At 66.3% G+C, this 13,377-nt stretch carries 13 protein-coding genes; 4 read left to right on the forward strand and 9 right to left on the reverse strand.

Annotated elements, in window-relative coordinates:
• The 6 genes from JQ566_RS23495 to JQ566_RS23520 all read right to left on the reverse strand — a co-directional run bounded on the left by JQ566_RS23495 (window position 1) and on the right by JQ566_RS23520 (window position 5,804).
• Complete coding sequence (locus JQ566_RS23495; protein WP_212376218.1) at window positions 1–1,032, reverse strand: NAD-dependent epimerase/dehydratase family protein; 1,032 nt, start codon at window positions 1,030–1,032, stop codon at window positions 1–3.
• 28 nt (window positions 1,033–1,060) lie between these two features.
• Window positions 1,061–1,579, reverse strand: a complete 519-nt coding sequence (locus JQ566_RS23500; RefSeq protein WP_212376410.1) for an Mpo1 family 2-hydroxy fatty acid dioxygenase — start codon at window positions 1,577–1,579, stop codon at window positions 1,061–1,063.
• Window positions 1,580–1,752: 173 nt separating this feature from the next.
• Complete coding sequence (locus JQ566_RS23505; protein ID WP_212376221.1) at window positions 1,753–2,421, reverse strand: OmpA family protein; 669 nt, start codon at window positions 2,419–2,421, stop codon at window positions 1,753–1,755.
• Window positions 2,421–2,837 carry a hypothetical protein gene (locus JQ566_RS23510; protein ID WP_212376223.1) on the reverse strand — a complete coding sequence of 139 codons (417 nt, stop codon included), beginning with the start codon at window positions 2,835–2,837 and terminating at the stop codon, window positions 2,421–2,423. The genes JQ566_RS23505 and JQ566_RS23510 overlap by 1 nt, the downstream gene beginning before the upstream one ends.
• Before the next feature lie 88 nt (window positions 2,838–2,925).
• A complete protein-coding gene (locus JQ566_RS23515) occupies window positions 2,926–3,213 on the reverse strand; it encodes a type II toxin-antitoxin system HicB family antitoxin (protein ID WP_212376226.1) in 288 nt (95 codons plus the stop codon).
• Window positions 3,214–3,221: 8 nt separating this feature from the next.
• Window positions 3,222–5,804, reverse strand: a complete 2,583-nt coding sequence (locus JQ566_RS23520; RefSeq protein ID WP_212376229.1) for an ATP-dependent helicase — start codon at window positions 5,802–5,804, stop codon at window positions 3,222–3,224.
• Window positions 5,805–6,039: 235 nt separating this feature from the next.
• Here JQ566_RS23520 and JQ566_RS23525 point away from each other — a divergent pair, with 235 nt between their 5' ends.
• Window positions 6,040–6,213, forward strand: coding sequence for a DUF1328 domain-containing protein (locus JQ566_RS23525; protein ID WP_212376232.1), 174 nt, complete (start codon window positions 6,040–6,042; stop codon window positions 6,211–6,213).
• Window positions 6,214–6,444: 231 nt separating this feature from the next.
• Here the strand turns inward: JQ566_RS23525 and JQ566_RS23530 are convergent, their stop codons facing one another.
• A complete protein-coding gene (locus tag JQ566_RS23530; RefSeq protein WP_212376235.1) occupies window positions 6,445–6,951 on the reverse strand; it encodes a thioesterase family protein in 507 nt (168 codons plus the stop codon).
• Window positions 6,952–7,036: 85 nt separating this feature from the next.
• Here JQ566_RS23530 and JQ566_RS23535 point away from each other — a divergent pair, with 85 nt between their 5' ends.
• The 3 genes from JQ566_RS23535 (at window position 7,037) to JQ566_RS23545 (ending at window position 10,261) form a co-directional block, all read left to right on the forward strand.
• Complete coding sequence (locus JQ566_RS23535; RefSeq protein WP_212376238.1) at window positions 7,037–8,461, forward strand: FAD-binding oxidoreductase; 1,425 nt, start codon at window positions 7,037–7,039, stop codon at window positions 8,459–8,461.
• 102 nt (window positions 8,462–8,563) lie between these two features.
• Entirely contained in the window at window positions 8,564–9,862 is a 1,299-nt protein-coding gene (locus JQ566_RS23540) for a Spy/CpxP family protein refolding chaperone (protein WP_212376241.1), read from the forward strand.
• A gap of 33 nt (window positions 9,863–9,895) precedes the next feature.
• Complete coding sequence (locus JQ566_RS23545) at window positions 9,896–10,261, forward strand: hypothetical protein (RefSeq protein WP_212376244.1); 366 nt, start codon at window positions 9,896–9,898, stop codon at window positions 10,259–10,261.
• Window positions 10,262–10,315: 54 nt separating this feature from the next.
• Here the strand turns inward: JQ566_RS23545 and JQ566_RS23550 are convergent, their stop codons facing one another.
• Both JQ566_RS23550 and JQ566_RS23555 read right to left on the reverse strand, forming a co-directional pair.
• Entirely contained in the window at window positions 10,316–11,797 is a 1,482-nt protein-coding gene (locus JQ566_RS23550; RefSeq protein WP_212376248.1) for a caspase family protein, read from the reverse strand.
• Between the two features lie 140 nt (window positions 11,798–11,937).
• Window positions 11,938–13,104, reverse strand: coding sequence for an ABC transporter substrate-binding protein (locus tag JQ566_RS23555; RefSeq protein WP_212376251.1), 1,167 nt, complete (start codon window positions 13,102–13,104; stop codon window positions 11,938–11,940).
• Window positions 13,105–13,377 lie beyond the last annotated feature (273 nt).

Here is a 13,377-nt window from a genome sequence, read left to right on the forward strand (position 1 = left end):
TTAGCCCGCGCGCGAGGAGAGCGCGTGATGCTCGATGGCGCCGGAGGGCTGCTGGCCGTTGCGGGCGAGCAGATGGGTGATGGTTTCGCGCAACACCGGCTCGATCGGACGCGGCGCATAGCCGAGCTCGGTGCGCGCCTTGGCGATCGAGAGGTCGCTCGCGGCGAGCGCGATGCGCACGCCCTCGGCGGTGCCGTTGGGCGGCCGGCGCGTGACGTGATCGGCGATGAATTCGAGCATGATGGCGGAGAGCTCGGCGATCTTGCCGGGCACGACGACCGGAAATTGCCGGCGGCCGCTCATCGCCGACATCATGCGCAGGATGCGCCCGAGCGGGACGCAGTCGCCGCCGAGGATGTAGCGCTGGCCGAGGCGGCCGCGTTCCATGGTCAGCACGAGGCCCATGGCGACGTCGCGGACGTCGACGAGATTGACCAGGAAGTCGAGATGCGGCTGCACTTTCTTCTGGAGGAAGTACCAGAGCATCGCGGTCGGCGGCGTCAGATTGTGGTCGGCAGCGCCGATCGGCATGGTCGGCGTGCCGATCACGAGAGGGAAGCCCGCGGCCGCCGCCTTGGCGGCATGATGCTCGGCGAGCGATTTCGATCGGGTATAGGCGCCGGGCATCGCGTCGGCCGGCTGCAGCGCCTCTTCGGCGGGAACGCCCTTGAGGTCGCAATAGGGGAACAGGATCGATTCGGTCGAGCAGTGCAGGAAGCGCGATACGCCGCGCTTCATTGCCGCCGCGAGCACGATTTCGGTGCCGCGGCAATTGACGTCGTGGAAGTCCTGCTTGTTGGCGACCCACATGCCGGGCAGGCCCGCGAGGTGATAGACCTGATCGACGCCGGCGATCGCTGCATCGACCGCGGCGCCGTCCAGCACCGAGCCGTGGACGTGCTCGACGTCCGCGTTCGCCGCGGTCGGCGCACGGACATCGAGAACACGGACCCGCTGCCCACGGGCGCGGAGCGCTTCTACGAGGTGATGTCCGATGAAGCCACTGCCACCGGTAACCAGGACGAGAGCCATGCAGAAGGTTGCTGTTTCGCTTTTGGAGTTATCGGGTCGAAAGGGAATTGGCCGGAAGAGGCGCCAGAATCGCGGCAAGGTCGCGACGGAAGCCCAGTGCAATGAATAATTTTGCCATCACGAACATCGGTCCCAGCAAAAGATGCGAGGGGAACGTGAACAACGAGGCCTCGCGGCCCTCGAAAACCTTGTGGCCGATGGTCTGTGCGGCGAGGCCGAGCACGACCAGCGCGGCGAAAATCGCCCACATCGTCATGGTGCTGACCTGCGCCGCAATGGTCGACGCGATCGAGAACAGCACGATGGAGACGGCCAGAATGCCGGCCCCGAGCGCCACATCGAGCAGCAGCCAGTAGATCAGAACCGGCAAGGCAAGGATCACCGCCAGGCTGAACTCGAACCCGAACAGCGGGACCTTCACCAGCGTCAGCGGCAGCACCGCGCCCGTGAACAGCAGAAGGATGCCCACCACATGCATCGCCGTGTTCCGGGGATCGCGATGGTACTCGACATAAACGGCAAGTTGGCGTTGAAAAAAGCCACCCATCTTGGTCTCGTGCAGCACAGGGTCGGGGAAGGACGAAAAAAGCCTATAGCACCGGATAGAGCGGTGCACAAACCGGCACTATTGTCGCGCAAGGCCATACCGTCGCGCTGTGGGACAGATCACAAAACGGTCAGGACTTCAAAGGGTTCCGTCGCACGCCGAGGAGCGTCTGCTTACCGCTTCTTGGCGGGCTTTTTCGCCGCGGGCGCAGGTGCCGCAGCCTGACGCGGCGCCTCCTCCGGCAGCTTGGCATAGGTCAGGATCTGCAGCTGGCCGTTGACGGCGGAGGTCGGCTTGGCCCGGTCGAGCAGCTGCTCCTCGCCGAGGCCGATCGGATGCAGCCGCTTGGTCGAGATCTTGAAGGTGTTCACCAGCACGTCGCGGATCGCATCTGCCCGGCGCTGGCTCAGGATCGCGTTGGCCTCGCGCGTCTTCGAATTGGATTCGATGTGGCCGACGATCAGGAAGGTGTAGGGCAGCAGCGAGGAATGCACCAGCGCGTCGGCGATACGGCCGACGGTCTGATAGGAGGCCGGCTGGATGATCGGCGTGTCGGCATCGAACTGGATCTGCGCGTTGAAGGCCGGCAGCTTGGCAAGCTCAGGCGCGATCAGCGGCCGGTTCACGGGGCCCGGATCGTTCTTGATCCTGGTCTTGGCGCGCTCCATCACCTGCTGCTTCAGCGCGGGCAGATCGATCTCGGCGGCTTCTTCGAAATGGTTCAGCTTGCCGACGATGTCGTCGCGGGTCGGCGCTGCCGTCTGTGCGCGTGCGGCGCCCGCGAGCAGGGCGAGACCGAGCGCGATGCCTAGTCCTGCGGTGAAGAGCCCCTTCGCGCGCATCAGCGATACCCCGCGTCGTCGACGGCCTTGAGGCAGTTGTTGCTGATGCCCTTGGGTGTCGAGACCAGGCAGGGGACCGACTTGCTGGTCTCCTTGGTCGAGCCGCCGCAGACCTTGACGATCTCGCGCTGGCAGGCGTTCGCCACGGTTACGCGCGCGGCGACGCGCTTCTGGATGGCGTCGAAGACGCCGAAATAGTCGCTCGCGCATTGCGGCGACAGCACATCGCGGTTGCGCGACAGGCACTCCTTCAGGCGGGTCGAGTCCGGGTTGACGCCGCGGCAATTGGCGACGATTTCCGCGCCGCAGCTCGCCGCCAGTTTTCCGATCGAATCGCCAAAGCTCATGGTCTCCGCCGCCGCGAGCGACGGCATCCCCAATGCAAGCACGATCAATGTGATGGAGCCCCGGACCATGGGATTATCTGATACGGGGAAGTTCGCGGTGGTCAAGGGGCGTTCGGGGGAGAACTGTCGAGAGTCCGGCGAGTGCGGCGAACAGTCCTCACTCGGTCTCAGTGAGGGGCGGCCAGTCGATCAGGGCGACGGTATGGTTCCTGAGGTCGTCGGCCACATCAGGGTCGGCCTTGAGCTGGTCCAATGTCCGTGGCGGGGGAAGCTGGCGACCGTCCGCGATCAGGTCCTGCGCGTAGAGCGCAAGTGCCTCGGACGCGTTCTCCAGGGCTTCGTCGAAATCGTCGCCACCGGAGATGCAACCCGGCAGGTCGGGAAACCACAAGCCGACGGCCTCGTCCGGGCCGGCGTCCTCGATGACGGCAACGTACTGAGCCATATCGCGCCTCACGCCCGCTGCACGAAACTGTCCACGACCTTCTTCTCGCCGGCCTTGTCGAAGGCGATGGTGAGCTTGTTGCCGTCGATCTTGGTGACGCGGCCGTAGCCGAATTTCTGATGGAACACGCGGTCGGACAGTGAGAACTCCGAGGTGGTGCCGGTCGATTTGGCGACCAGCTCGCCCTCGATGGTCAGGGGACCGCGGCGGCGCGAGGAGAAGCTGCCGAAATCGGGGCCTGATGATGAGGAGGATGAGAACGTCGCGGCTTCTTCCTCGAAGCCGCCGCTTCTGCCGCCGCCACGATTTCGGTTAGCCTGCGCGCGCTGCCAGCCCGGCGTCGAATAGCTGGAGCCGAAGGCTTCCATGTCGTCGAAGCGCGAGGCGCCGTAGCCGCCGGTGCCGCCCCAGGCCGAGCCGCCCTTGGATTCCGTGATCTCGACATTGGCTGCCGGCAATTCATCGAGGAAGCGCGACGGGATCGTGGTCGACCAGGTGCCGTGAATCCGGCGGTTGGTGGCAAAATAGATTTTTGCGCGGCGGCGCGCCCGGGTCAGGCCGACATGGCCGAGCCGGCGCTCTTCTTCCAGGCCGGCGCGGCCCTGTTCGTCCAGCGTGCGCTGGCTCGGGAACAGGCCTTCCTCCCAGCCCGGCAGGAACACGTTGTCGAATTCGAGCCCCTTGGCCGAATGCAGCGTCATCAGCGACACGGCGTCGTCCTCGGCGCCGCCCTCGCGGTCCATCACCAGCGAGATGTGCTCCAAAAACCCTTGCAGGTTCTCGAACTCCTCCATCGAGCGCACGAGCTCTTTCAGGTTCTCCAGCCGGCCCGCGGCGTCCGCCGAACGGTCCTTCTGCCACATCTCGGTATAGCCGCTCTCGTCGAGCACGATCTGGGCGAGGTCGGTATGCGCGGTGACCTCGCGCTGGGCGCGCCAGCGGTCGAACTGGGCGACGAGGTCGCGCAAGGAACCGCGCGCCTTCGGCTTCAGCTCGTCGGTCTCGACCACGGCGCGCGCCGCCTCGAACAAGGGAATGCGGCGCTTGCGGGCGTGGTCGTGCAGCATCTGCACGGTGGCATCGCCAAGCCCGCGCTTGGGCGTATTGACGATGCGCTCGAAGGCGAGATCGTCGGCCGGCGAATTGATGACGCGCAGATAAGCCAGCGCGTCGCGGATCTCGGCGCGCTCGTAGAAGCGCGGGCCGCCGATGACGCGGTAGGGCAGGCCGAGCGTGACGAAGCGGTCTTCGAACTCGCGCATCTGGTAGGAGGCGCGCACGAGAATGGCGATCTCGTTGAGCTTCTCGCCCTGGCGCTGCAGCTGCTCGATCTCCTCGCCGATGCCGCGCGCTTCCTCTTCCGAATCCCAGGAGCCCGTGACCGTGACCTTCTCGCCGTCCTGGTCCTCGGTGCGCAGCGTCTTGCCGAGCCGGCCTTCATTGTGCGCGATCAGATGCGAGGCGGCGGCGAGGATGTGGCCGGTCGAGCGGTAATTGCGCTCGAGGCGAATGACCTTGGCGCCGGGGAAATCATGGTCGAAGCGCAGGATGTTGTCGACCTCGGCGCCGCGCCAGCCATAGATCGACTGGTCGTCGTCGCCGACGCAGCAGATGTTTTTGACGTGGTTCTTCTCCATCTCCCCGTCCTTCACGGGGAGAGGGTCGGGGTGAGAGGCTCTCTCCAAGAGCGCGGTCTGCGGAGAGTCCCCCTCACCCGCCGCGCTTTGCGCGTCGGCCTCTCCCCGCAAGCGGGGAGAGGCGAAGGACGGAGACGACGGCGCCTGCGACAGCAGCCGCAGCCACAGATATTGCGCGACGTTGGTGTCTTGGTACTCGTCCACCAGGATGAACTTGAAGCGCTGCTGGTACTGCCTGAGGATGTCAGGATGCTCGCGGAAGATCCGGATGTTCTCCAGCAGGAGATCGCCGAAATCGGCCGCGTTCAGAATCTTCAGCCGCTCCTGGTAGCTCGCATAGAGCTTGCCGCCTTTGCCATTGGCGAAGACAGCAGCCTCGCCCGATGGCACCTGCGCTGGGCTCAGGCCGCGGTTCTTCCAGCCGTCGATCAGGCCGGCCAGCATGCGCGCCGGCCAGCGCTTGTCGTCGATGTTCTCGGCCTGCAGCAGCTGCTTGAGCAGCCGGACCTGGTCGTCGACATCGAGCACGGTGAAGTTCGACTTGAGCTGCGCCAGCTCGGCATGGAAACGCAGGATGCGGCCGCCGATGGAGTGGAAGGTGCCGAGCCACGGCATGCCTTCGACCGCGTGGCCGAGCATCTGTCCGAGCCGGTGCTTCATCTCGCGCGCGGCCTTGTTGGTGAAGGTCACCGACAGGATCTCGGCGGGGCGGGCGCGGCCCTGACTCAGGATATGGGCGATGCGCGTGGTCAGCACCCGTGTCTTGCCGGTGCCGGCGCCGGCCAGCACCAGGACCGGGCCGTCCAATGTCTCCACGGCGTCGCGCTGCTCCGGATTGAGCCCGGAGAGGTATTTTGGGCCCACCGAGGCGCGCGCACGCGCGGCGATGCCGCCGGCTGCGGGCTGGTGGTTGGGTACGCCTGTGATCTTGCTCGGCTCGGTCATGCGAATCATTGGCCCCACGATGGCACCGCGGGGTGACGGAAGGGAGCCTTCATAACAGGGATTGGTGCCTATATGGGGCGCCGGGACAGGTTTTCCACGTGCGCGGCAGGCCGATTTGTTCCTGCGAAGGCCGCGAATTTCGGCCCCGCGCGGGCCGGAACCATCGTTCCCGCGTCGAGATTGTCAGGGCAGGTGGCGCGGCCAGCCGCGTCGACGCAGACAACATCAAGACGAGGGTTTGACCATGCTAGGCTGGGTTGTGACGTTTCTGGTTATCGCACTGATCGCCGGCATCCTGGGCTTCGGCGGCGTCGCCGGCGCTTCGATCGAGATCGCCAAGATCATCTTCTTCATCGCCGTTGTCCTGTTCCTGGTCTCGGCCGTGGTCGGCCTCGCCCGCGGCCGCACCAGGGTGTAGGTGCTTCCCTGCGGCCATCCTTCGAGACGCCCGCCTCCGGCGGGCCCTCAGGATGAGGGCGGAGTGTGGGACAGCAGTTTCAACGGGCACAGATGCCGCTTAGCCTCATCTTGAGGGACCGCCACCGGGTCCGCGCAAAGCGCGGCCCGATGACAGGCTCCGCGGTCGTCTCGAAGGACGAGGCGCGCGCTCAGCTGCTGCTAACTAACGCCGTAAGCGATCTCGCTGAACTTACCGCTTCGCGGGCATCGCCACGCTGCGGCCGATGCCTTCGGGGCGCACCAGGGCGCTGTGTGCTCTGGCGATGCCAGCAATGCGCTGCTGGATGTCGGGCGGAAGCGGCGCAACGCGCCGCGCGTTCATGTCCATGTGCAGCGACATGTTTTCGGACGTCGCCGACAGCCAGCCCTCGGCGCCGTGCCGCATCTCCTCGAACGTGTGCAGCCGCTTGTCGTCGGCCTCCAGCAACCAGACCAGGATCTGCACGGGATCGCCGAGATGGATCTCGCGCAGATACCGCACATGGCATTCGGCGGTGAAGCTCGAGCCGCCTCGCTCCTTCATGTAGGCCGGCCCCATCCCGAGCTCGAGCCAGAACTCGTCGATGGCCCGGTCGAACATGACGTTGTAATAGGCCATGTTGAGATGGCCGTTATAGTCGATCCATTGCGGCTCGACCTGCATGATCGAGGAGCGGAACGGCCCTGCGATGGGCGCTGTGGCGGCAGTCTCCGGCATGTGTCCTTCCCAAGCTATGCGTCCGGTCCCTTGACTTGACCGGTTATATGTCCTTTGCCACGGTTGTTCTGTCGGGAGGAATTCCGTGGGTACGACCATCACCAATAATCCGCCGCGGCCGGCGCCGAAAGCCCTCGCAAGCGCACTGGAGCAGCTTGCCGCACGCTTCGGCAACCGCCTCATCACCTCGCAGGCCGTCCGCGAGCAGCACGGCCATACCACCACATGGATCCCCAACCAGCCGCCTGATGGCGTGGTGATGGCGCAGGAGACCGCCGACATCCAGGACGTGGTGCGGATCTGCGCGAAGAACCGCGTGCCCGTCATCGCCTTCGGCACCGGCACCTCGCTGGAGGGCCAGGTCAACGCGCCCGCCGGCGGCATCTCGATCGACCTGCGCGACATGAACAAGGTGCTCGCGGTGCATGCCGAGGACCTCGACTGCGTGATCCAGCCCGGCGTCACCCGCAAGGCGCTGAACGAGCATCTGCGCGACCAGGGCCTGTTCTTCCCGATCGATCCCGGCGCGGATGCCTCGCTCGGCGGCATGGCCTCGACCCGCGCCTCCGGCACCAACGCGGTGCGCTACGGCACCATGCGCGACAGCGTGCTGGCGCTCAAGGTGGTGCGCGGCGACGGCGAGATCATTACCACAGGCACGCGCGCAAAGAAATCCGCGGCGGGCTACGACCTGACGCATCTGTTCGTCGGCGCCGAAGGCACGCTCGGCATCATCTCGGAATTGACCATCCGCCTGCGCGGCATTCCCGAGACCATCGCGGCCGGCGCGGTCTCGTTCGAGACCGTGCACGGCGCCTGTCAGGCCGTCATCCTGGCGATCCAGACCGGCATTCCCGTCGCGCGCATCGAGCTGCTCAATGCGGCACAGGTGAAGGCCTGCAATGCCTACTCGAAGCTGACGCTGCCGGAAACGCCGCTGCTGCTGCTGGAATTCCACGGCAGCGAGATCGAGGTCGCCGAGCAGTCGAAGGCCTTCGGCGAGATCGCAAAGGAGTGCGGCGGCGGCGATTTCTCCTGGACCACCAAGCCGGAGGACCGCACCAAGCTGTGGCAGGCGCGGCACGACGCCTATTGGTCGGTGAAGGCGCTGCGGCCCGGCGACAGCATCGGCGTGGTCGCGACCGACGTCTGCGTGCCGATCTCGCGGCTCGCCGACTGCGTCAGCGAGACCGAGGAGGATCTCAAGCGCCTCAATTTGCTGTCGCCGATCGTCGGTCATGTCGGCGACGGCAATTTCCACTGCTCGCTGGTCTGCGACACCAACGATGCCGAGGAGATGGCGCGCGGCGAGGAGTTCATGCATCGCCTGGTCGAGCGCGCGCAGGCGATGGACGGCACCTGTACCGGCGAGCACGGCATCGGCCAGGGCAAGCAGAAATATCTCAAGGCCGAGCTCGGCCCCGAAGCGCTCGATGCGATGCGGGCCCTGAAGCAGGCGCTCGATCCGCTCAACATCTTCAACCCCGGCAAGATCGTGCCGGAGGCTTAAGGCCTGCGCAGCCAGGAATCCGGAACTTTAGGCAATCTTGCCGGTTCCAATTCCCGCCAAGCTCCGATGCCTCAATGGCAGGGCTGTGCGCGGGAGGGTGCGATGGTGCGACCGGTCGTTGGAATTGCCGCGGTGGCCTTTGCCTGCATGCTGGCGGGTGCGGCGCTGGCGAAGGGCGGACACGGAGGTGGCCATGGCGGTGGCCATGGAGGCGGGCACGGCGGTGGTCATCACGGCGGCGGCCATTTCCGTGGGCACGGCGGCGGGCAAGCGCATGGCGGCGGGCATCATCGCGGAATGCGGTTCACAACCGGCGCCCGGCGTGGCGGTCCGAATTTCGGTCAGATCCGCAATGCCGCGATACGGCCGGCGAACTTCCGCAATGCGCTGAACGCCAGCGCATTGCGCAACGGCCGTCTGATCAGCAACCCGGCGGCGCGCGCGCAGATCGCCGCGGCGGCCGCACTCGCCGGCTGGAGCGGCGCAAGCAGCGGATGGTGGCAACATCCGGGTGGCGGCTATGGCTGGGTCGGACCGCTGTTCTGGCCGTTCGCCTATAACGATCTCTACGATTACGCGATCTGGGGCGACGGGCTCGGCTTCTGGGGCTATGGCTATCCGGACATCTATGCCGGCATTTTCGGCCCCTATGGCTATGATCGCCTGTCAGCCTATCTGCCGCAGCAGCCGCAAGGACGAAGGCGGGCGCGCAGCGCGCCGCTCGATCAGCTCTGCGGCAGCGACCGCCGCGCCATTGTCGGCCTGCCGATCGATCAGATCGCAGCCGCGGTGCAGCCGACGGATGCGCAAGGCGCCGCTCTCGATGCGCTCGGCAACGCCTCGATCGACGCGGCAGCTTTGATCCGCACATCCTGTCCGACGCAAGCCGCAGCGACCGCCCCGGGGCGGCTCGCGGCGATGCAGCAGCGTGTCGAAGCCATGCAGAAGGCCGTCGATCTGGTCCAGCCCGCGCTCGACACGTTCTATGGTTCGCTTAACGACGAGCAGAAGGCGCGCTTCAATGCGCTGGCCGACGATCAGCGTCGTGCCACGGCATCGAACAATGCGGGCGGATCGTCGGTGCAGAATTGCAGCGCGTCCGCCGCGTTCGATTGGCCTTCCGCCACGATCGAAGAAAGACTTCGTCCCAACGACACCCAGCGCGCGGCGCTCCAGGTGCTCCAGGACACCAGCGCCAAAGTCAGCGCATCGCTCAAGGCGGCCTGCGAGCCCAATGAGGTGATGACGCCGCCGGCGCGCATGGCCGCGATCCGCAAGCGGCTCGACGTGATGCTGGACGGGATCAAGTCGGTGCGCGCGGCGCTCGACGATTTCTACGCCACGCTGAACGACGAGCAGAAGGCGCAGTTCGAGGCGATCGGCCCGCGCCGCATCTCCTGAACGCCGCGAGCAATCGAAGACCACGGGTGGGCAATGAAATGGTTCGCAAGGCCGGCACCGGCCGACATCTGGGACGAGCCAATCGGGCGGCCGATCGGCGATATCGAAGCAGCCGACCGAATTCGCAATATCTGCCAGGCTGCGCGGGCGATCGCCGAAGCCGCCGGAGCTTCAGCGCAGACCGGCACGCGCGAGCGCTATGAACGCGCGGCCCGCACCGCGATGGAGATCGCGATGAAGATCTCCGACGATCTGATCCGCGACGACGCCGTCCGCCGCATCGTCGATCTCTGCATGAAGGCCGACGACATCAAGACCGCCCAGATATTGTCACGTGCAATCCAGGCAGCCTGGATCCGGGAGGCTGTCCAGCGGGACTATCCGACTCTGTCGCAGTAGATCCGGCTCGCGCGGTTGGCGCGAGCGCGGATGTCGTGCTTGTGCCGGACTGGCTCAGTATCTGCGGTGCCCGCCCCCATAATTGTCTCCGCCGCGGCCGCCCATTCCCATGCCGAGGCCGATCCCAACGCCGATGCCGATGCCCTGCATCACAGCCTCGGGCGGCGGGCCGCGGTCCGGCGGCGGCGCGCGCTCGTAGACCACCTGGTCGGACGGCGGTCGTCGCTTGGGCGGCGTCTCGACCACCTTGCGCTTCGGCGGGGCCTCGTCGACGCGCTTCTTGATCACGGGCGAGACCGATGGGTTGACCGGCGTTGCCGGTGTCGCGGGCGCCGAGCACGGGCAGGTCGGAGCCATCGCGACCGCGACGGGCGTCGCCGCGGCGGCCACGGGCAGGGCGTAGTTGCGGTTCTGCACGCGCAGCAGCAGCCGGCGCGCGGTTGCCGCGAGATCGCTGTTGTCCCAGTTCGCGAGATAAGCCTCGAACGAGGCGCGGGTGTTGATGGCGGTGGCACGCTCCCACGCCAGCATCTGGCGACGCCGCTCCAGCACCGTGCGCAGGCGCGGCGTACGGGTGTCCTGAGCGTACAGCTCGATATAGGCCTGATACGCCTCCACGCTGTCCTCGGTGATCACGAGCTCATAGGCGGCCATGGCCGGCTTGCCCTGCAACGTCTTGCGCCATTCCTCGACGCTGCGCGTGCCGCCGGCGAGCGCCATCGCGGATGCGCCGGGAAGAGCGGGCGTGCTGCCGCTGCTCTCGCCGAAGAACTTGAAGTCGGTGGTCAGCGAGGAGCTTTCCCAGGGGATCTGCCGCCCGTCGGTCGATTGCGCCACGGCGACGCGGATGCGCTTGAAGACTTCCTCGATCGGCAGATTGGGCTGCTTGGCGATGGTCAGTGCAGCCGTGGTGTAGGGGCTGTCGATGCCGTTGCCGTCCTCGGCCTCGGCGCCGGGCGAGGTCGAATAGGAGATGAAGGAGCCGGGCGCGCCGGCCTTGGTGTCGACGATCGCAAGTCCGTGGCCGGCGCCGCTGAGCGCCGGGAACGGATTGTTGCGGCAGGCATCGAGCATGAAGATGCGCGCCCGCGTCGGCAGCGCGCCGAGCGTGTTGAGCAGATCGTTCAGCCGCACGCCCTGCAGCGGAATGTCGGCCTCGCGCTTGGGGTCGAGATCGACAGGCACCAGATAGTTCTCGCCGTCGATCTGAAGGCCGTGGCCGGCATAGAACACCAGCGCGACGGTGTCGGCACCGCTGGCGCCGACCTTGCCGGCGAAGTCCGAGATCGCCGCGCGCATCTCGGTCTGCGCCAAATTGGCCGCCGTGGTGACGGTGAAGCCGGCACTGCCGAGCAGCTCGGTCATGCCCTTGGCGTCGTTGGCGGCGTTGGGCAGCTCCGGCACGGTGCGATAGGCCGATTGGCCGATCACCAGCGCAAGCCGCGCTTCCGCGGCGGCCTCCGTTGGCGTCGTCAGTTGGGTGAGTGCGAGAAGGCCGGAAGCAATCAGAAAATTGGATAAGGTTGGACGGCGCATGATGTCACCTCCATCGGCAATGCGCGCGATGATGTCACTTTTTCTAGGCCCGCGCCATGAGGCCGTCTGTGCGCTGGATCACGCAGCCCGCGGCAAAATGGGGCAGGCCCAGTCAATGCCGGGCGCCCGGTACGGCGGCCCTAGAGCCGGTCCACCGCCTTGAACGTCCCGTCCTTCTGGATCACCGTCAAGAACACCTTCGGCGGCGTGTCGATCATCCGCGTGCCGACGGTGACGGTGCTGCCGCTGATGTCGAAACGGCCGATGTCGTTGATGGCGCGCAGCAGGCTCGCGCGCGTCGGGTTGGGGCCTGCCTTTTCCAGCGCCGCGGCCGCGAGGCGGCCGGAGAGATAGCCTTCCAGCGACACGAAATCCGGCGTCAGCGCCGGATCGAACGCCGTCTGCGCCGCCTGGTAGTCGGCGACGAGCTTGAGCGAGCGGTCCCAGGGAAACGGCACGACCTGCGAGACGACGACGCCTTCGCCCTCAGGGCCGAGCTCGGTGGCGAGCGCATTGGCGCCGACGAAGGAGATGTTGACGAAGGTCGGATAGAAGCCGCTGCGGTGCGCGAGCTTGATGAACTCCGCACAGGGTCCGTAGGTCCCGACCATCACGATGGCCTCTGGTTCGGCGCGCTTGATCGCCCGCCAGGCCGCGGCGACCGCGCGGGTGTTGCGCTCGAAGGTGCCTTCGGCGGCAAGCTCGAGGCCGCGCCTGGCAAGCGCACGCTTCACGCCAAGGAGACCGTCGCGGCCGAAGGAATCGTCCTGGTAGAAGATGCCGATGCGGGTGAACTTGCGATCCTCGGTGAGATGCTTGATCCAGGCCTCCGCCTCCGCGCCGTAGCTCGCGCGGATGTTGACGACGTTCGGAAGCTCGAGGTCGCGCAGGAACTCGGCGCCGCTGAAGGGGCCGATGAAAGGAATGTTCTTGGCACTGGTGATCGGAATCGTCGCCATGGCGGTCGGCGTGCCCACCGCGCCGATCAGCGCGAACACCTTGTCGTCCCCGATCAGGCGCAGCGTCTGCGCCACGGAACGGTCCGGGTCGTAGCCGTCGTCGCGGCTGACGAGCTGGAGCTTGCGGCCGTGGACGCCGCCCTTGGCGTTGATCTCGGTGAACGCCGCGACGATGCCTTGCCGCATGCGCTGTCCGAGCGCGGAGGAGGGGCCTTCCAGCGCGGCGGCCTGGCCGAACAGGATCGCATCCTCGCTGACGCCGGCCTCGTCGCCGCTGGCTGCGAGCGTGGTCGCGGCGAGGAGCACGACGGTCAGGACGACGGAGCTCGCTGCTCGAAATCGATGCATCGGGAGGTTTTGCCGGATCGTTGGAAGAAATCTCAAGCAAAATACCGTCGCGAGCCTGAACAGCTCGCTAAGCGGCACCGTGTCGAAGGACCGTAGTACTCCGGGTAGAACCGGCAACTTGTTTCCACAATGCCGGCTCGTTCGCAGACTTCGTTAACTAATTTCCGCATTGCAAAACGATCGGGTTCCGAAATTGTGCAGTTCTTAACCGCCGTCTTGTTCCGATAGCGGCGCCGGTACCTCAACCAGAGGTTCGGTTCGTGGGAATAGGGA

It is taken from the genome of Bradyrhizobium sp. SZCCT0231 (genome assembly GCF_018130245.1).
GTDB classification, from domain to species: Bacteria; Pseudomonadota; Alphaproteobacteria; order Rhizobiales; family Xanthobacteraceae; genus Bradyrhizobium; species Bradyrhizobium japonicum_F.